Genomic DNA, 22,493 nt, shown 5'->3' with positions numbered 1-22,493 from the left:
CATGTCTGGCCGTCGGTCCGGACGATCTGGTCCGCGGTGCCGGCATCCACAAACTTGACGGTGGCGGTGGCGGATTCACCCCAGTAGGCCACGTCATCCCGCTCGGCCGCGGCCATGGCCACCCGCTCGTCGGATGTCAGGTGAAAATCGCCGCTGGTCAGATCAATGACGATCCGCCCGCCGGCGTTGCCCACACCACCCGTGGTGATAAGGGTCACATCAGCGCCCACCACATTGGGATCCTCAATAGTGGCCTGGGTATCTGAGACCGGCTTCAGCAGCCCGGCCCCGATGGCGTAAAGCAGTTCCTCCTCGGTCCAGACCTTGACGCTCCCGCGAAGGGTGCTCTCCTCGTCGGGGCTCAGTTCATAGACAAAGCCCGAATCGTAACTGGCGGGGAATGCCTGTCCCCGGTCGGAAAAATAGTCGTCAAACTGGGTGTGCAGGGTATGGTACTGGGTGGTGCGGCTGTTTTCCAGTGTGGTGATGGCGTCGTCGATTTCCGCCTCCGTCTTTCCCAGGTCGGCGTAAAATGCCCGATACGCGGCCTCGTCCGCCGCGGACAGGGTTACAGTATGATTCGAATCATAGACGGAAGGATCGGGCTGCGTGTTACGATAGATCCAGTAGGTCTGATATTCCTGCTGCCTGGTCATCTGAAACGAGAGCACGATATTGTCGATCTTGCCCTGGGCCCCGGTGCTGTCGGTCAGCGCAAGGTCGCTCCAAACCCCATCCTTCAGCTCGTTGTAGGTCCGCTCGTCCCTTGTCGCGTCCTGGTTGACATCCAGCAGGGAACCATTGGCAACCTCGATATAGACATTCTTGCCCGATGCATCGATTTTCTTTAACCGCAGATCCCCCGAAACCTCCTTCAGGTAAACATCGCCCACGGTGGAAATCGCCACGTGATCTTTCAGCAGGGTGCCGGAATCAAGGGTAAGGGGATGGCTGGCGCTGTTGCCGATGCCGCCGTTTCCCGCCGTCAGTTCAATTGTTCCGCCCTGCACCAGGCCGGTATACCAGCCGCCTTCAGGGGTCTGGGCCACATAAATACCGCCCTGGGCCGTCAGGGCCACATTGCTTCCCGAGCCCATGGCATCGTGGCCGGTCTGAACCTGATCGACAAACAGGTCGCCGATGATCTCGTTGATCTGAATTTTCCCGGACGTGGTAACAGCGCTGAGACTGGGCCGATGGTCGACCTTCTCCCACAGGCTGGTGTCGCTGTAATCCTGGACCCGCAGATCCCGGTCGGCCGGATCCCCGGTATACCGGTAAACCGCGCCCGGCTCGCCACCGCCGGCATAATCCGCGGCCAGTTTTACCCGGTCATTGGTGGTAAGGGTGGTCATTCCCCGCTTGCTCTCGTCCGCGTAGTCGTCGGGGTATCCGGTATAAACAGAGGTATATTGATACACGGGGCCGTCGGCCAGGTTGGTGTTAAGTGCCGTGTTGCTGCCGATACCTTTTTCCGCGTCCAGCTCGACACGAAGGCCATTCACGTAAGCACTGTCCCCGGCCTGCTGAATCACGCCGTCGGTCTCAATCCGGGTGGTGCCCGAAGGGTTCAGGATCGGCCCCTGGAAAACGACGTCCCCGTGGGAATCGATGGTAACCTGGCCCTGGTCATGACCGAGGAAGGTAATATCAAAGGGACGGTCGGCGGAAATAGTGTGAGTGTAGGTGTGCTCTACTGTTTCTTCCTTTTTCCACCAGGTATGATAGGTTTTCTCACCGTACCAGGTGCTGTCCACCCGTTTATCTGTCAGCTTCCAGTCCTCGGTGGCGATGGTCTGCTGGGTGTGCAGATAGGTGTAATCATCAGTAATATCCGTATCCTTGTAAAAATAGGGCCCCGTTCCTGTGATGGTCGGCTGGCCCAGGGGCTCGGAATGCTTATTGTTCTCCACCGCCGGATCGGATGCCAGCGCGTCAATACCCAGCCAGGCGCTCTTCTGCACATGGCTGGTATATAAAATGCCTTCCTGCTGAAGCATGGTCCAGCCGTAGCGCCAGCCGTCGTCGGGGGTATAGGTATCGACAGGCGCGTAGGCGGTGCCGTCAAAGGTACGAACAAGAGCGTCAACCTGCACCGTTGTGCCATCATCTATCGTACGGATCACTTCACTGCCCGACATCCGGTACAGGGTCACCAGGTCCGTGGCCGTGTCGTTAATAAAAAGGGTGCCGCCGCCCCGCTGGGAGGCATCCAGGCGGTTGATCACCAGGTCATAGGCGGTCTCGTTGGTGATCTCCACGGTGGCATACCCGCCCAGGACACGGATCTCACCTGCCCCGGTGTTCAGGATATGACCGGTCAGTTCGATATGCCCGCCGCTTACACTCATCTCATCCACGATGATCTGCCGCGTGGTGGTATCGAAACGCACGATAAAATCGTCCTGGGAAGCGGTTTTTAAGACTACCAGCCCCTTCTGGGAAGCGGAGAGAGAGTTGATTTCATCAATGGTATCCTGATCCAGCTCAAGAACGTAGGCCTCCTTGCCGCTCTGCATGACCCCGTTGATGTTCAGGTATTCGGCGTTGATGAAAATCTTGTCCCCGAAAAGGTTGACCTTGTCGCCCGGCTCCATGCCCAGGATCGTATTGATGTCAGACGAAGTCGCCGATTCGGTACCCTCGTCCGTGTAACTGTTCCAGAGGGAATAGGCCTCACCGCCCACCGAATAGGAGGACACCCCGTCAATATAGACCGTTCCGCCCGCAATCACGGTCATGTCCTTGGCACGGACCGAGGCATTAAAAACAATATTCCCGTCACCGGCCTGAAGGGTTTTAAAGGTAGCCGACCCGTTTATGTTGCTGACCGCTCCGTCCACGATAATGTCCGGCCATGGATAGATCTCGTCCGGGGCGACCGTTCCGGCCACAAAATCGTTTTCCACGTAAACAGACGGCTCGGACAGGGCATTGTCCGGAATGGCGGCAAATGCCGCCCCGCCGCCGACTACCGCACTCCACCCCGTGGGCAGGCGATTGCCTTCATGATCATTGATCTGGTTGTCCAGATCGGCATTGTTGTCGTTGATGGTGTTGATGGTGCTGTTGTCGGCCATCTCCAGGCCGTTAAAGAACAGTCCGCCGTTTTTCTCCGGAATAGTGATTCCGTTGATCCGGAGAAAGGCCGGTGTATGGTTGAGAACGGTGACGCTGGCATCACCCGGCGCGTCAAAGGAGCCATCCCCTTTAAGCTGATCGGCGCGAATATCGATGATACCGGCTTCGGCCCAGACCGGATCCAGGTTGACGGTCATCACATACTGCTGCACCGCGGCGTATTCGCCGTCTTCACCCTCCAGCAGCCCCTCCTCCCTTAGCAGGTCTTCAAGACGGGCGATCTCGCTCTCGTAATAGGTAATAAGCGTGGCATTGCCCTTATCCTGGTAAAGCGCCAGCTGGGACTGGGCATTCATCAGTTCGTTCACCAGGTCGGAGGTCAATACCTCCTGGGTGACCGTAAACCCGATCTTCTGGTCAGTGCCGTTGACCGTGCCGCTGGCCGTAATTTCTCCGGTCTCGCGATCCCAACCGTCAAGGGTCAATGACCAGCTCCGCATGATTCCCGTGCGGATGGTGCCGTCGACGGTGACCACGGCGTGGCTCTCCGTACGGACCGTGCCGCCCACCATCTCTTCGGCGGCCTCCCCGTTTAAGGCGTCCGCGATGGAACTGACCCAGTTAACGGTCTTGGCCCGGCCCGTCATCTCGCCGAACCCGTATTTTTCAGCATGAAGGCTGACGCTCCGGGCGGTTTCCAGCAGTGCTCCGGACGCAACGGTGATGGTGTTTTCCTGGAACAGATAGGCACTGGCGTCCACATCCTCAATGGGAATGGCGCTGCCGGCAAAGGTGTCCAGGGTGGCTTCGACCGCGTAGTCGTCCCGAACAAAATTGGTATTGGTGCCGGTGGAGATGTTGAGGTCCCCCAGTGCCTGAATATGGGCGCCGGAGTTGATGATCACCTCGTTGGTGGGGCAGACGTTGGCCACGGCGTCGCCGAGAATCAGGGTCCCCGCGCCATAGGCCTGAGCGTTGACAACAGAAGAGACATCTCCGGTGCCCCGGGCCGAAATATTGATGGCGCCCACGCTGATAAGATCGGCGTCGCCCACGGTCACCCGGGCCAGGTCGTTTAACGTTTCAATGCTGGAGTAGGCCCCCAGGCCCGAGAGCCCGCCGGCGGCGAAAAAATTAATCTTGTCCTTGACCACCAGGTCGTTTAAGGCCCGCAGCGCAAAATCACCCGGTGAGGCCATGTCGCCTGTCACCGCCAGGGATGTGCCATTGCCGATGGTTACCCGGGTCTTGAAATCGATGGTGGTATCGCTGTCGGCCCCGCCGCCGGCAATGGCGCCGCCGGCCTCGCCGTCAATATTGGCCGTGCCGTCTTCGTTCTTGCGGGCCCGGTTGACCGCGTCCATGAGAATGTCTGTGGCCGTGACATTCACACTGTCCCCCACCCTGGCATCCACCGTGGAGGTGACGGTGTTGTCGATTTCCGCGCCGGTGCCGCCGAAAAGGCCGCCGGCAATGGCGCTGACCATGCTGTCAAAGGTGGCGGTATGGTCGGCCACAATCTGAAATTCGCCGGTGCCGCCGCTGGTCAGGTCGATATTTCTGCCGACCACGCCGTCTTTAATCTCCGCCGTGGTGGTGCTGGTATTGTCGGTGACAGCCGTGGCCGATGACACGGGAATGCCGCCAAAGGCACCGGCCGTGGTGTCGGCCAGGTTATCGTCATGGCCGGTGGCCGTGATGCTCAGGCTGCCGCCGGTAAGCTGGACCCCGCTGCCCAGCCAGGCTTTTGTCTCGGTGTCGGACGAGGCCGTGGCACTGCTTACGCCCACAGCCACCACGCCACCCACGTTGCTGTCGGCCTCGGCCCGCTGCCGGGTCTCGGTATCGGCACTAATAACAGTAGCGCCGGCGATATTCAGGGTGGTATTGGCCAGCACATACCCCTTCACTGTGGCGTCGCTGGTAGCGGTGGCGACGGTGGCGTCCACGCCGACCAGGGCGCCGCCAGAGCCGGTGGCCTCGGCCTTGGCCGAATCGCCACTTGGCGGCAGATCCTGGGCCGCGCTCACCGTCAGGCTGCCGGCGGTGATGCTGCCGCCCACATAGGCATTCACCGTAGAGGTCACCGTGGCCTCGGACAGGGAAACACCCACGGCCAGGGCACCGGCGTTCACACCCCAGGTATCGGCCACGGCCTTGGGCCGGACCGTCGCGCTCACGATGATATCGTCCGTCACAACCACACCCGTACCGGTACCGGAGATATAGGCCTCCACCGGGGACGTGATAATGGCCCGGCCATCATTGCCCGACCCCGCCCCGATACCCGCGGAAATGGCTGTGGTATCGGAATTGACCCGCGCATCAGCCTCGGCTGTAATGGTTATCCCCCCCACGGTATTGCCCGCCGCCATGCCCACCTCGACATAATTGCCGATATAGGCTTTGGTGGAACCGCTCACCGTGCCCACGGACACGGAAGCGCCCGCGGCCACCGCGCCCACTGTGGCGCCGATGCTGCGGCCCCCGATGATCTGCCGGGCATCGGCCAGAAGGGACACCTGGCCGGCTGAAAATACCTGAATTTTATCGGTGCCGGAAGTACCTTGAATAAAGGCGGACACATCATTGTCCACCGTGTTGGTGACCACGGCCCCGCCCAGGGCGGCGGCCAGGGCGCCGGCCACACTGAAGGTAAGGGCGTCGATACGGGAATCATCGACCGCGGTCAGGCCCACCGTGCCATGGGCCGAAATTTCACCGGTGCCGGTGATCGAGGATTGGATCGTGTTTTCTATGGTGTTAACGGATACAGAGGCGTTCAGGGCCAGCCCTCCGGCCACGCCGATACCCGCCGACAGGGTGGAAATGCGTGATCCCGACAGGGCCTCCGAAGTAATACCACCGGCGGTTGACGTCACGTCGGAATCGATCACCCGGGCCACCACTGTGTTGGTAATGGTGTTCTCCGCCACGGCCGCGCTGCCGGCCACACCGCCGGACAAGGCGATGGTAGCGGCAAAAGACACGATATTGGCGGCCTGATCCACGCTCTCGCCATCGAGGTTGTCGGTGGCCGTATCAATGATACCGGTGGGGATCATCATGTCACCCAGAAAATCGGGGATCGCATCCGGCGCCTCGTCCGAGGCCAGCAGAGAAACCGTGCCGGTGGAGTGAATGTCGGAATCATCGATTTTGGCTGTAATGGTGTTGGTAATCTCGTTAAGCGTCACCGAGGCCTGGCCGGCGGCCAGCCCTGAACCGGCGATACCCGCGGCAAAGGAGCGGATCAGGGCCGGGGATTCGGCGGTCAGCGAAACGCCGCCGGCGCCGGCCGTTATTGTGGAAGCGGTAATCGTGGCTTGCACGCTGTTATCGATCAGGTTCTTGGAAACCGCGGCCCCGGCCGCGCCAAAACCCGACGCCGATACGCCGATGGCCACGGAATCCATGGTGGACAGATCCCGGGCGAAAAGAGAGAGCCCGCCCGCCGTAATATCGGCATCGCTGACAGCAGCGGTCACCTCGTTCTCGATGGTGTTGATGGAAACGGAGACCTGGGCCGACACCACGCCGGAGGCGGCCACGCCGCCGGAAAAACTGAAGATATCGGCATCGGACAGGGCGGTCAGGCTCATGGCCCCGCCGCTTTCCACGGTGGCGTCGTCGATTTTTGCGGAAATGGTGTTGTCAATCTCGTTGTAGCCCACAATGGCGGAGACGGCCACGCCGCCGGAAGCCGATATGCTCAGGCCAATGGAGCCGATGGCGGAACGGTCCGCCGCGGCCAGGGCCAGTGCACCGCCGGCCGTTACCGTGGCGCCGTTTTGAATGACAGACTCCACGGTATTGGTGATCACGTTACCGAAAGCCACGGCCCCCACAGAGACCGCGCCGGACGCGCCCACGCCCAGGGAAAGGGAAGTAATCACGGCCCTGGATTCGGCGGTCATGCTCAGATTGCCGCCGGTGGCCGTTACCGTGGAGTTGTCGATAGTAGTCAACACGGTATTGATAATGACGTTGCCGGTGAGATTTACATCCACGGCCACCAGGCCGGAGCCGGACACGCTGATGTTCATCGCCAGAATGTTGGCGTCAGTAAAGGAGTCCGCGCCAAAGGGGGATTCGGTATCATCAAAGGCAGCGGTCACCTCATCTTCCCTGTCGGCGGGAACGTTCAATGCCGACACGGTGTCCGGCGCCATGTCCGAAGCGGCCAGGCTGACGTCGGTTCCGGCGGTTACCGTGGCGTCGGTGATATCAGCGGTCACGCTGTTGACAACGGTATTGCCCATGGCATTGACGGTCACGGCCACGGCCCCGGAACCGGACACGCCCAGGTTGAGGGACCGGATCACGGCCGAGGATTCTGAATCCAGGCTTACCGCCCCGCCGGCGGCAACCGTGGAACCTGTAACGGCCGTGGCAATGTCGTTGGTGATGACATTGGCTGACAACACCGCGCCCACGGCCACGCCACCGGTACCGGACACGCCAAAGGCAACAGAGTCAATACTGGAGCTGTCTTTTGCCAGCAGGGCAACGTCGCCATCGGCGGTGACCGTTGACGGCGCGGACGCGCCTTCATTTATCGAGCCGTCCTCGTTAAACACCCGGTCGGTGATGGATGCTTCGGTGGTATTGGTGATCACGTTGGCCGCCAGGGAGAGCTGGACGCTGACCACGCCCGAGGCGGCCACACCGCCGGCAAAACCGTAGATAACAGCGTTCTGTATGGCGTCAAGGGTCACGTTGCCGCCGGCTTCCACGGTGGAACCGGCGATCTGGGCCACCGTGGTGTTGGTTATCACGTTGGCCGCGGCGATCACGGAGACCGCCACCACCCCTGACCCGGCCACGGACAGGCCGATGGAGCTGATGGAGGAGCTGTCCGTGGCGTCAAGATCGACATTGCCGCCGGCCTTTATCACTGAACCACCCTTTACGGACGTCTCCACGGTATTGGTGATCACGTTGCCAAAGCAGGTGGCATTGACCGCCACCACCCCGGAGCCGCCCACGCCCACCGATATGGAGATGATCCGGGACCGGGAAGAGGCCAGCAGGCCCACGGCAGCGGCGGTATTGATGACCACGTCATTGATATCAACGCCCGCACGGACCGTGGAGGCGTCGATATCCGCGCAAACCGTATTGGCAATCACGTTGCCGGTCAGTGCCCCGTTGACGGCCACGGCCCCGGAACCGGCCACACTGATATTCAGGGCCACGATATTGGCATCCAGGTCGATGGGCGAATCTTCCAGGGATTCGTTGATCTCGTCCATCTTGTCGGCCGGCACCATCCAGGCGGGAATGGCACTGGGCGCGATATCGGACGCTTCGATGGTGACATCGTTCACGGCCGTGACCGTGGAATCGGTAATCGTGGCCAGGACATGATTGGTCACCACGTTGCCCATGGCCGTCACCTGCACGGCCACGGCGCCGGAACCGGATACGCCAAGGGCCACGGCCCGAATGATCGCTTCAGAGGTCGCGGTCAGGCTCACCGCGCCGCCGGCCGTGACAGTGGCGTCTTCAATAGAAGCGGTCACCGTGTTGGCGATGACATTGGCCGACAGGGCCACGCCCACGGCCACGGCCCCGGAACCGGACACGCCAAAGGCAAAAGAGTCGATACTGGAGCTGTCGGATGCGGCCAGAAAAACATCGCCATCAGCGTCGACGGTGGATTCGACAATGGACGCTTCCGTGGTATTGGTAATCACGTTGGCGGCCAGGCTCACCTGGACCGACACCGCTCCGGTTGCCGCCACGCCGCCCGCAAAGCTGAAGATGGCGGCTTCCTGCGAAGCGATAAGGCCGATGGCCCCGCCGCTGTCCACGGTGGCATCGTTTATCCCGGCCGTGACATGGTTGGTGATCACGTTGGCGCCGACGATGACCGATACCGCCACGGCCCCGGAACCGGCCACGGACAGGCCGATGGAACTGATGGAAGAATCATCGACAGCCGATAGCAGGACATCCGCCCCGGTGGTCACAACGGCGCCGTCCGTGATGGATGCTTCCACCTGGTTCACAATGACGTTGCCGAAGCCGGTGACATTCACGGCCACCGCGCCCGAGGCCCCCACTCCCACGGTGGCGGCGATAATACGGGCCTTTGAATCCGAGGCCAGAATCACTTCTCCGGCCGTGGCAGTTACCGTGGCGTTTTCAATGGAAGAAACAACGGTGTTGGTGATGACATTGCCCGTGAAAGCCCCGTTGACGGCCACGGCGCCGGAGCCGGCCACGCTGATATTGATCGCCAGAATACTGGCATCCATATCAATGGGCGAATCTTCCAGGGATCCGTTGATGCTGTCCATGTCTTCGGCTGAAACCATCCACTCGGGAATGGCGCTGGGCGCGATATCGGACGCTTCAAGGGTCACGTTATCAGCCGCGGTCACCGTGGCATCGGTGATGGTCGCGGACACGGTATTGGTGATGACGTTGCCCATGGCCGTGACCTGCACGGCCACGGTGCCGGAACCGGACACGCCGATGGCAATGGCCCGGATAATGGCTTCGGATTCAGCGGCCAGGCCCACGGACCCGCCGGCGTCCACGGTGGACCCCTCGACGGAGGCAAGGATGCTGTTGGCAATAACGTTGGCCGACAGGGCCACGCCCACGGCCACGGAGCCGGACCCGGCCACGCCGATGCCGATGGCGTCGATGCTGGAGGTGTCATCCGCTGTAACCGACAGGGAGCCACCGGCATTCACGACGGACGCCACGGTCACGCCTTCCACCAGATCACCGTCTTCGTCAAAGGTGCGGTCATTGATGGAGGCTTCCGTGCGGTTGGCCACCACGTTGGCGGCCAGGCTTACCTGAACCGCCACCGAGCCGGAGGCGGCCACGCCGCCGGCAAAGCTGTAAATGGCGGAACTGTTCTGGGCGTCCACGGTCAGGGCGCCACCGCTGGACGCTTCGGATCCGGCGATCTGGGCCGTCACCGTGTTGGTGACAACGTTGGCACCGATCAGGGCGGACACCGCCGCGCTGCCAGAGGCGGCCACGCCGATGGCCAGGGACCGGATCGTGGATTGATCGTAGGCTGTCAGAGAAAAATCATGGCCGGAAGAGACCGTTGCATTGCCCTGAATGGACGACGCCACGGTGTTGGTAATCACATTACCAAAACCGGTGGCCTGGACCGCCACGTTGCCGGCGCCGGCCACGCCCACGGTAACGGCCACAATGCCGGCCTTGGACAGGGCCGCCATGGTGACATCCGCCGCGGCGTTGATCACATCCCCGGTAACGGCGTTGATGCCGGCCAGCACGGTGGCATCATCAACAAGGGTCGTTACGGTATTGTTGATCACATTACCTGCCAGGGCGGCGCTGACCGCCACCTTGCCGGAACCGGCCACGCTGATCATCAAGGACAGGATATTGCCCTGGGGGTCAACGGGCGAATCAGCCAGGCTGTCATCCAGCCGGTCCTGGTCCTCGGCGGCGAGTTCCATGCCGGGAATGAGGGCCGGCGCAATATCGGAGGCCGTAAGCGAAATATCACCGCCGGCCATGACCGTGGAACCGATGATCTCAGCGGAAACATCGTTGGCCACGGCATTGCCCAGGGCCGTAACGGACACGGCCACCTTGCCGGAGCCGGACACCCCGATGGCCAGGGCGCGAATGATGGATGATGACGCCGAATCCAGGGTCACGGCGGCATCGGCATTGGTCAGCACGGTGCCAGTGGCGTTGACACCGGCCCGAACGGTTGACTCGCTGATAGCCGTGCCGATGGTGTTGGTGATGGTGTTCACGGAAACGGCCCCGCCCACGGCCACGTCTCCGGCACCGGCCACGCCCAGGGCGATGGCATCGATAACGGACGCGTCAATGGCCGACAGGGCCACGCCGGCAGAACCGTCCACCACGGATCCGTTTCGGATTTCCGCCGTGATGGTGTTGTTGATGTTATTCACGGAAAGGGCAAAACCGGCGGCCACTTTTCCGGCCCCGGCCCCGGCCACGGTCAGGTTAAAAATCGAGGAGCTGTTGGTGTCGGGCAGGTCGACACCGTAGGTCATCATGCGAACATCGGAAAGCTCGGCCTTGCTGGCCGGCGGCGCGATGCCGGCGGCCAGGCCGATGCTTCCACCGGTGGATGTAACGGTAGCGTCGTCAATGACCGCCGTGGTCTGGTTCTCCATATAGAGCTGGGAAAAGGAAAGACCAACGGCCGCCTTACCCGATCCGGCAAACCCGCCGGCCACGATCACGGCCGTGGTGGTGTCGGATGCCGCAATGCCGATATCTCCGGCCGCATCCAGCGTCGAGCCGCTGATAATATCGGCGGTAACGGTATTCATGACCACGTTGGCGGAAAAAGACCCACCCAGGGCGAACTTCTCGCCCCCGGCGCCGCCCAAGGTAACACTGACCAGAAGGGTTTCGGCACCGGCGCTCACGTCAATGGCCGATGCTGCGTCAATGGCCGAATTTTCCACCCGGGCCGTGACGTTGTTGAAGATCAGGTTCACGCCCACGGCCGCGCCGACCCCGGCCTGGCCCGTGGAAATGGCGATCCCGCCGGCCGCGGCCACGCTGGTGGACCGGTCTTCGGCGGTAAAGGCCACGGCGTTGGCGGAAATGGCGCTGTCGACCACCCTGGCTGTAATATCGTTGTCAAAAATATTGATGGCCACGGAACCGGCAATTGCCAGCTTTGTCGAACCGGCCCCGGCCACGGCCACGGTGACCACGGTGCCGGTTTCTTCGGCCGTGGCGGAAAAATCGCCGGAAGTCTCCAGAGTTGAGCCATCGACCAGGGCGGTGACGCTGTTGTCCAGCGAGTTTACGGCAATGGCCGCGCCCAGACCGGCGGTCTTGCCGGCGGCCAGGGCGCCGGCAAAAGAGTAAATGCCGGTGCTGTCGTCGGCGTCAACGCTAATGTCGCCTGTGGAAGCGGCGGTGACGATCGTGTCGACAATCTTCGCTTCCAGGGTGTTTTTCAAAAAATTGATGGAAACCGTGCCGGCCCCGGCATACCCCTTGGCCTGGCCCGCGGAAATACCCACCGAACCGGTGACCGCCACGATCAGGCCGTCGGCCGTGGCGTCAACGGTAAAATCGCCGGTATGGGTCAGGTTGCTGACGTTTGAAACCAGAGCGGACACATCGGTTTCCGTCCAGGAAAACCCCATGGCAATGCCTACCCCGGCCTTGCCGCCAAAAGCCACTGAACCGGCAATGGCGATCAGGGTGGAATCGTCATCAGCGGTGACGGACAGGGTATTCACCTGGACCGGGCCGGTGATATCGCGCAGGGCCGCTTCCACGGTGAACAGGGCGATATTAACACTGACCGATCCGGCCACGCCCACGCCCTTCTGGCCCATACCGATACCGACGCCGGCCACGATGGCCACGTTCAGGCCTTCGCGGTCCGCCACAATGGAAAGATCGTTCGCCGTCAGGCTGACGGCGTCCTCAATAAATGCTTCCGTGGCGCCGGACAGCACATTGACGCCAAAGGCGCCGCCCACGGCGGTGCCGGAACCGGTGCCGCTGCCCTTGGCATATGCCACGGCCCCGGCAAAGGAACCCAGATCGGTGTCATTGCCGGCCGAAACGCTCAGGGATCCGTCACTGGTCAAGGTCACGGCTCCGGCATTGAAGATATAGGCCCGGGCGTTGTCGTCAACCACATCGACCACCACCGCGCCGGAAACGGCAAACCCCGACTTGGACTGGGCGGTCTGGTCTGTGGATTTGGACGTATCACCGGCCACATCACCGGAAAGCTTGCCCTTGTCTTTGCCCTCACCAAGGACCGAGGCCCACTTGCTCTGCCAGGAAGACAGGGCGTCGTTACTTGTCACGCTGCCATCAGAGCCCTGGGTGCCGCCGGTGCCCCGGTTGGAGCTGGTGCCACCGCCGCTGCCCGGTGCTTTCTGGGAACTCTTGGCCACGGCCCCGGCCACGGAAAAACCGCCGATAAAACCGTCATTGACGGCGCTGACCGCGGTGTTGCCCGCCACTGTCACTGTCCCGCGGTCACCCACGGCAGTCTGGTCCGCCGCATCGGTATCATGCAAATCGCCGATAAGGGCCTGGGTATCCCGATTGACGATATTGACATTGACTGAGGCCCCGATACCGACCTCGCTGGACACCGCCACACCACCGGCCACATCCACCAGAAAAAGATCGTCCCGGGCGTTGACCACCAGGGAATTTATGCCGGTCAGGTTGTGATCGGCACCGGTGGCGGAATCCTTATCCAGGCCGATGGCGTTGCCCGAGGCGTCCGCCAACCGAATTTTCGTGCCGGACACGGCCGCCACATAGTAGGTCTCTCCCTGGGTCAGCCCGCCGATGCTGGTTCCACCGCCGTTGTCATAAACGAGCGAGTCCCCGGCCTTAAGCCCGTAATAGCCCCCGAGATCGATCCAGTCGCCGATAAGGCTGATGGCATCCTCAGGATCAAAGGCAACGCCATCCACCACCAGGCCGCTGCCCACGGCAATGTCGGCCCCGGCATCGATACGGGCCGTGGTTTCGTTATCAACCACATTGACGATGACCACGCCGTTGAACCCAACCTTGCCGCCCTGGCCGCCCGAGGCCCCCACATTGACACCCATGGTTCCGGTCTGGGCGTCCACCAGCAGGCTGTCGGCGGAAAGGATTACGCCGTCTTCGATAACAGCCTCGGTGGTGTCCTTATAGTTGTAAATCATGACCGTGGCGCCCACAGCCCCCTTGCCGTCCTCGGCCTTGGTGCCGAGCAGGTCCTTGGGTTTGTACTGGGCCGACAGCTTGGGAAGCGTCTTTCCTTCTTCCGGTTCCGAGGATATCCCCGGCAGGTTGATGTTGCCGCCCAGGTTGACTGTTTCGTTGAGGTTGACGGCCTGGACCACCACGTCGCCGAACCCGTCGCCGCCGTCATTCTGGTTGATCTGCGCGTCCTTTCGAATGGCCGCCTCGGCGTTGTTGGCCATGTCCAGATAGGTGACGGCGCCGGCAATGGCCAGGGTGTCACCCTCGGCCGTGGCCTGGGTCCAGGAATTGCCCAGCCAGGCCGACATGCCGAAATCCCCGCTCAGATAGGTGGTCAGGTTGGTGACAAAATCCATGCCCTTCTTGTGCAGCGGATTGATCCCCTCCCAGAGGGCTTCGTCCGAAAAATCAACCGTTGACCAGTCATCAACGGACAGGTCTGCCGCGCCGAGATACTTGTACCAGGTGCCCTCCTCACCGTTGCCGGTATAACCGGAGGTCACTTCCACGGTCTGGCCCTCCAGGACCGTCACCGGGCCGGCGTCATCGGTGGTGTAATCAGCCTCCTGGACCCAGACATCATAGAGATTCCTGCCCCAGACAAACACATAGTCGTTCAAGGCCGCGGCGCAGACGTTGATATCGTCCACGGCATCCACCACGGCCCCGTCGTTGATAACCGCTTCGGCATCGTTTTTGTAAATGCCGATGGAGATGGCGGCCGAACCGGAGAACTTGCTGTCCGCCTTGCCGCCTGACGGCTGGGTGGAGTCGTTGTTGCTGGCCGACGCATTGGCGCTGACATAGGGGCATGACGCGATGGAACTGATCACCAGCACGGAGCCGCCGGCATCAAGGGCGCCGTCAAATGTGGCGTCGTCGCCGTCGCCGATCCGGGCCGAGGTTTCATTGCTGTCATATACAAAAGAGACGGCGCCGGCCACGTCAAAGGGCGGCTCCTTGGAAGGCTCATCGCTGATGCCCAGCTTGGTCTTGAACCACTTGGTGACCTTGTCGATCTTGCCCTGAACCGGGCTCATCACCTTGGCAAGAATGGCGGACTGGGCGGATGACTTCACGTCGTCCAGAACATCGCCGCTGGAATTGCTGCCCACGCCGGCCTGGGCGCCGGTACCGATGGTGGTGGAGGGCAGAAAATAAAGCTTCTTGACCTCGATCATCTCCTGCACCATGCCGGCGGAGACCAGTACATCGCCGCCGATCACGGCCTGTCCGTCCATCCAGGCGTTGGTGCTGCCCTGTTCCACGGTAATGGCAAACGCCAGGCCCACGGCCCCGTCTTTTCCACTGGTGGACTGGGCCAGCACGCGGCTGTGCTCAATGGTCTCGGCCCGCATGGAAAGATCGCCGCCGATGGTGAGCTCTGCCGTATCGGTCACATGCACCGTGGATTCGGAGTCGATCACCGATATACCCACGGCCACGGCCACGCCCTTGACCGGAGAAGGTGTGGCCACCACGTCCATGGTGATGTCCGCCAGGGAACGCAGGGTGACATTGCCCGTGACGTTGAGCTCGCCGGCAAGGGTGACGCTGGCCTCGCTGATGGCCACGCCGGCGGCGCCGCCCACGCCCCAGGACTTGATGAGCTTGGCCCTGACGTCGGCATAGGTGTTGGCATAGGCGGTAAACTGCTCAGCGGTGATAACCGATCCGTCCTGAATGTCGATCTTGGCGGTGGATTCCACGTAGCTGACGGTAATAAAGAAATTCAGGTCCTCCACCACGCCCAGGGCGCTCTCCAGAAGGCCCAGGGCCTTGCCGCCAAATCCCTCTTCGTTGTTTTCAAAAACCTGCTGGTTGCTGGCGGAAGCGATGATCTCCACGTTGCCGCCCTCAATCGCCGCCCCGCTCTTCATGGTAAAGCTGACATGACTGATATCGATATCGATCAGGGGCACGAAAAGGGCGGTGTTGTCCACTGCCAGAATGGTGATGTCGCCATTGACATCGTCGGCGGCCAGCAGGCTGGCACCGGTTTCCAGGGTGATGTCGTGGCCCTCAAGGGTGATATTGCCGGCAGTGGTGCCGGAGGCGTCTCCGGTATTAACCGTAACGCCGCTTTCAACGGTGATCGTGTCGGCCTTGATCTCCAGGGAGTGGCCGCCCAGGACAAGATCGCCCTGAATGAGGACCGTGTCCCCTCCGTCCGAGTTCCGGTTCAGGCTGCCGGCATCCAGGATCAGGTCGGCGTCCAGGGTCAGTGCCCCAAGATGGATATACTCTGTTGTTTCCGGCGCGTTGTAACCCGTGTTAATGGTCAGGGACCCGGTGGGATCATTGATGGTGGTCGTGGTGGTACCGATGTCGGTCTCATCCACGATCTGAATCTGCCCGCCCACCCGGGAGACGGTGACCCGGTTGGCGATTGACGGGCGGGCGTCAAAAACAAAATCGGTCACCGTGGCGCCGGCGGCGTTCATGGTGGTAAAATCCCCGCCCAGGTTCAGGGTGGCAAACGTGCCGTTGACGGCGGTGACGGTGTTGTCTCCTTTCCCGCCCTGAAGCACCAGGTCGGCGGCCAGACCGGTCACGTTCACGGTAATGGTGTCGTCTCCATCTCCGCCGTTGAGGGTCAGGATCCCGCCGGCGCCGGGATCGTCAAGGGTGATATCACCAAAGGTGGCGGTGGTGCTGCTGACCACATAGGTGGTGCCGGCACCGTCCGCCATGGCCATCTGGTCGTTGCCGGCAGTACCGAAAACAGTAATATCTTTTGCATACTCGGTATCAGCGGTGTAGGTAAAAATCGCCGTGCCGCTGTTGCTGAGCGTATTGGCCGCGTGGGTGATGGTCTGGGCCGTACCGGCAATACCCGTCACCTCGTAAGCAACGTGGTCGGCACCGGCCTGGCCGTCAATGGTCACCGCGGCTGTGGTGGGCGAGAACCCGGTACCCACGGTGACGCGGTCGTTGCCCGCGCCGGTCTCCAGGTTCAGATTTGTGGTCGGCTCGACAAATTCAAAATCGACAAACGAATCACTGCCACTGACAACGGTAATCCGGCCCGTGCCGCTGTCTCTCTCCAGCCGGATATCGGCGTCGCGGGTCTCCGGGTCGTCCACCAGAAACAAAATTCCATCGGGCAGGGTAGCGGTAACAACCGGCGTGGTCCCGGCCGGTCCGGTCACCTGCAGGGTGCTGTTCCGGGCAATGGCCACATACCCGGCCCCCTGAAGCAGGCCGACCCAGTCGGCGATGACATCGGCCAGCACTTCGTTGTCACTGGCAACGGTATGCACGTAATCCACGCCGTCCACGGTCAGGATCCATTCCTGGTCCTTTTCGTAGGGATCGCCGGCGAGATAAACCTCGGCGGTGCGGTCCGCGGCGCTGGCAACGGTGCGGGTGGTGGCGGTGGAAAGGTCTTCCACCCTGTCAATGCCGATATACCGGATCTGGTCACCGTCCCGGTCGATCCAGCCGGCATCTTCGCCGGCACTGGCCAGGGTCACAGTGGTGTAGGCGCCGTTTGCAATGCGCACCGTGTCGGTGCCGGTGGCCGGGCCATAGGGATGGCCGATCAGGGCGCCGTCCAGAGATCCGGCGGCCTGAATGGTAAACGTGTCATCATGATCGGCATGGCCGGCCAGGTTTTCAAAACCGGAGAATGTAATGTTGCGAAGTGTGGTTCCGCCGGCAACCGAACCGGCATTTTCACCGGACAGGGTCCAGGCCGTATCCTCCTCAAATCCGGTCAGGGTATCACCGGCGGACGTCCCGCCGATAACCGCATCGATCCGGTTGATACCTTTCAGGCCCGAGGCGGATCCAATCAGGGTGGTGGTCACAGCCGCGCCGTCCACGGTCCGGGTCACGGTCACGTCCATGTTGGAGACGTCAACGGCAATTGCCGTGGTACAGGCTGAATAGTCGAGAATGGCGGTGCCGGTGCCGCCATCAATATATGCGTTCAGAAACCCCTGGTCTTCAAAGACAAAGGTATTGGTACCGGACCCGCCGACAATGTTGTCGATACCGCCGGAAGCGCCCAGTGTATTGGTGCCGTCGGTGACGGAGACCGTGCCGTCGCTATGGATGGTAAATGTCAGGTTCGCGGTGACAGCCGAAAAATCGAGTGTGTCATTATCCACGTCACCGGCGGAGGTGATGGTGTAGTTGCCCCAGTTGTCCGCAAAAACAAAATGGTCATCTCCCTTGCCGCCGGTCAGGTTTTCAATGTTAGCGACGTTGTTGAGTGCACTTGTACCATCGGAAACCGACACGGCGCCGGTGCCGGTGAAGGTAAAGGTCAGGGCCGCGGTGACGGCTGAAAAATCAAGGGTGTCGCTGTCAGTCGCGGTCGGGTCCGTAACCGTATCGGTACCCCAGCCATCATGGAAGACAAAGGTGTCATCCCCGGTGGTGCCGGCAAGCGTATCAGCAAAGCGGGTGCCGATGGCCTGTTCAATGTTGTTTACACCGGATGTGCCCGGGGCCGTGCCGGTGGACAGGTTCACCGTAACGGGCGCGCCCCACTCCGAATAGTCCAGAGTGTCGGTGCCGGCAGCGGCTGCTTCCGTGATGGTGACGGTAGCGCCGTCATTGGTCATCACATAGGTGTCATCCCCGGCCCCGCCGGACAGCGTGTCCGCCCCGCCGCCACCGGTAATGGTGTCGTTGCCGTCGCCGCCGGTGATGGTGTTGGCCTGGTCATCGCCGGTCAGGGTGTCGTCTCCGCTGCCGCCGGTGATGTTTTGGATATTGTCTACACCCGTGGTGCCGGTGGCCGTAACATCGGCCAGGCCCACTGTCACGCCGGTGGTGTAGGCCGAATAATCCAGTGTATTGCCGGTGCCGGTGCCGCCGTCGATAAACCCGGCAAAATCGGCCTGGTCTTCAAAGGCAAAAGTGTTGCTGCCCGACCCGCCGACAATGCCTTCAATGATGTCGGCGTTGTCCAGGGTACTGGCACCGTCTGTCACGGAGACCGTGCCGTCAGCATGAACGGTCACGGCCAGATTGGACGCAACCGCAGAAAAATCAAGCACGTCGCTGCCGTCGGTACCGTAATCCACGATCTTATCGCTGCCCCAGCCGGCGGCAAAACGATAGGTGTCGCCACCACCGCCGCCATCTAACACATTATCCTGGCTGTTGCCGATAAGCAGGTCGGCGCCGGCGCCGCCGGCGGCGTTGCTGATGCCTGTAAAATGGGCGGTAGAAACCGGAGCGACCAGGACCGTTCCGGCAACCAGTGCCCCGGCGCCGGTTCCGGCGATGCCCAAATCAGCGGCGGCCGTGGAAGTCCCCAGGTCCGCGATGGTCAGGTTGCCGGCCCCGCCGGCCGTATCGGAAATATTGATGCCGTTGTTCGTGCCGTTGATGACGGCGGAAAGAGCGGGATGCGCCGCGCTAATGGCCGCCAGGGCCTCTCCCACGGTGGCGGTGCCGCCCAGGGCCACGTTTACAGTGGTACCGTCGGTCAGGGTGATGCTGATATCATATACCAGAGTTGTGCCGGTCAGGGTGTCGCCGGTACCGGTGCCGGTAATGCCCAGGCCGGGAGCGGCAGTACCCCCGTTGAGGGCCGAGACCGCCAGGTCACCGGCCCCGCCGGCATCATCATACAGTTCAAAGCCGTTGCCGGCCGCGTTGATAACGGCATAGAGGCTGATATCAACACTGTTCAAAGCGGTCAGCACGTCGCCCACCGTTTCGACGCCGGCCAGGGACACGTCCACGGCTGTGCCGTCGGTCAGGGTAACGCGCAGGTCATGCATCAGGGCTGACCCTTCCAGCACACCGTCAAGACCGTACCCGTCAATGCCCAGGTTTGCGGCCACCGGTGAATCGGCCAGGCCGGCCACCCGCAGGTCGCCCTCTCCGCCTGCCGTGTCGGTGATATTGATGCCGTTGCCCAGGGCGTTGACTTCGGCGGAGAGCTTGCCGCCGCCGGCGGCATTGATGGCGGCCAGCACATCGGCCACGGTGACGGCCCCGGACAGGTCGGCGTTCACCCGTGTGCCGTCGGTCAGGACAATGCCCAGGCCGTTGATGATCATGGAACCTTCAAGCAGGTTGCCGGTACCGGCACCTTCAATACCCAGGTCCGACGCGGCCAACGAATAGTTGAGGGTCGAGACCGCGAGATCGCCGGCGCCCCCTGCCGTGTCGGTGATATTGATGCCGTTACCGTCGGCGTTGATTGTCGCGCCCAGTCGTGCATCGGCGGCGGAAATGGCGGTCAGCACATCTTCCAGGGTTGCACAGCCGTCAAGGTCGATATCGACCGTGTCACCGTTGGTGAGGGTAATGTGGATATCATCGCCGTCCACTACGCCGATTCCGGCGCCGTCATGCAGATCAGCCAGCAGTGTCGTGGCGATCAGCGCGGGGGCGATCCCCACACCGGCACCGTTGTTAAGATCGGCCAGAAGCGTGGCCGTGGTTAATTCAACGGTCAAGCCCACCCCGGCGCTGTCGTTCAGGTCCGCCAGAAGGGTTTCGTCCGTGATACCCGCCACGCCCACACCATCACCGCTGTTGAGATAGGCCAGGGGCATGTCCGCTGTCATGCCTTCCATGACCCCGGCGTCATTGACAAAACCGCCCATGTCCACGGTACCGGCACCCAGGTCGATCCTGACCGGTGTCTGGTAGGCGGAAAAATCCAGGGTGTTGGTGCCTGTCCCGCCGGTGATGGTGCCGTCGAAGGCAGCCGCATTTTCAAACACAAAATTGTCGTCGCCGGTGCCGGTGGTTATGGCCGCTACACTCCCGCCGGTTTCAAGAAGGCTGGTGTAGTCATCAACGGAAAGGGTGCCGTCGGCGGCAAAGATCACCTCCAGGTCGGCGGTGGCATTTGAAAAATCCAGGGTATTGGCGCCCACATCGCCGTCGGTGATGGCATCAAAGCCCCAGTCGTCTGAAAACCGGAAGACATCGTTGCCAATGCCGCCGGTCAGGGTATCGTCCCCGATGCCGCCGTCGATGATATCACTGCCCGACCCGCCGGTAATCTCGTTGGCATATTCATCGCCGGTCAGAATGTCGTTGCCGGCGCCGCCCACGATGTTGGAAAAATTGCTGATGCCCCCGGTAACGCCCGTGGCCGTACCAGCGGTCAAATCAACCGCAACCGCCGATGTATAAGCAGAATAATCCAGGGTGGTGCTCCCCCCCTCGCCGCCGTCGATGGAGCCGGCAAAGGCCGCGCCGTCTGCAAAGGCAAAGCGGTTGTCGCCGCCCCCCCCAATAATCGCATCCATGGAAGCGGTGGAGCCGAGGATAGCGGAGCCGTCAGCGGACACGGACACCGCGCCGCCGGCATGAACGGTAAAAACAAGGTCCAGACCGGTACGGTCCGGCGCATCTTCGTCAACAGGGTCGATCACCGGTGCCACACCTGAAAAATCCAGGGTGTTGGTGGCGCCGGCGGCCGCATTGATGGTACCGGAAAAGACGGCCCCCCGTTCAAAGACAAAACGGTTGTCGCCGGAACCGGCAATAATGGTACTGATGCCCTCGGCGGGGTTTAGAACATTTTCACCGTCCGTGGCCGACACGGTGCCGTCGGCGTGGAAGGTGAAGATGAGATCGGCCGACACCGCCGAAAAATTAACGGTATTGCTGCCACCGCCGTTGACGATGGTATCGCTGCCCCAGTTGTCGTCAAAGCTGAAGATGTCGTTGGCACCAGTGCCTTCAAAGGTCTCGTTGTCACCGGTGCTGACAAAGGTCTCCAGAAGATGGGAGTAGCCGGTTGTGGCATTCGAAAGAACGGGGGTCTCTACCGGCCCGGTCTGAAATTCCAGGTCCCAGTTTCCGTCCAGGTCGACAGGGCCGGTCCTGTCCGTGGAGGCGGCCACGTCAGCCCCTGTAAAAGCGGCCAGTGTCTCCACAAAGGCGACACCGTCGTCACCCGCGGCCACATCACATCCGTAAAGAAGAAGGTCTCCATCAGGCGCAAGCGCTGCCCCCCAGGCGGTCAGGTCATTCTGCCGGTCGGCCAGGTTCTCACCGGTAACAGGGGTGGTGCCCAGGTAGACCGCGCCGGTATCGCCATGGGAAAAAATATGTACCGCGTCCAGGGTGTCGTAATTTTCCAGTATGTCCGTCAACTGGGCGACGCCATCACGGCTGCCGTCAAGAAGGTAGATATCCAGCAGGGAACCGGCGGACGTATCCGCCGGCAGGTCCGCGTTGCCGGCAAGATTGATGATGCGGGCATCCTGCCGGGAGCCGTCAATGGCCGTCAGCAGATGATTGGTATCCACAACCGCCGGGTCAATGACCACCACCTGACGCAATGCCCTTTCCGCGGTAATTTTGTCAACCGTGTCGGAAAAAAGCGTTGTGCCGGGGGCGGGTTCGGCATCCACGACATCGTTTGCGGTAAGGGCATGCGACGGGTCCGGCTTTTCCGGAGCGGCGGGCCCTTCTTTTTCTCCATTGTCCGCAACGGTCTTTACTTCCCCGTCATCCTTGATACCGTCTGCCGCAGGCGTAGTGGTCACATCGTTGAAGCGGTCCACATTTTCCACCACCGGCGCGGGTGTGGCCGTCAAGTTCTCAGGGTCTGCCGGGGGAATGCCCATCTCCGCGGAAAGCAACAACCGCGGTTCCAGGGCCTCGAACTGAAAGGGCCGCTCCTTGCGGGCTGCGCGGCGTTTTTTCTTTTTGTCCTTCTCCCCTGCCTTGCTACCGACCTTGATTCGCGGCAT

At 61.7% G+C, this 22,493-nt stretch carries 1 protein-coding gene (cut by a window edge); it reads right to left on the bottom strand.

Features of this window, described 5'->3' with window-relative positions; genetic code table 11:
• On the bottom strand, positions 1-22,493 hold the 5' portion of the coding sequence (locus tag DOLE_RS03145) for a DUF4347 domain-containing protein (protein ID WP_012174041.1). The gene continues 15,733 nt to the left of window position 1, outside the view; 22,493 of the gene's 38,226 nt are visible here — the first part of the coding sequence; its start codon is at positions 22,491-22,493; its stop codon lies off the left edge, out of view.

It is taken from the genome of Desulfosudis oleivorans Hxd3 (assembly GCF_000018405.1).
GTDB classification, from domain to species: domain Bacteria; phylum Desulfobacterota; class Desulfobacteria; order Desulfobacterales; family Desulfosudaceae; genus Desulfosudis; species Desulfosudis oleivorans.
This window is presented reverse-complemented; position numbering and strand designations above follow the sequence as displayed.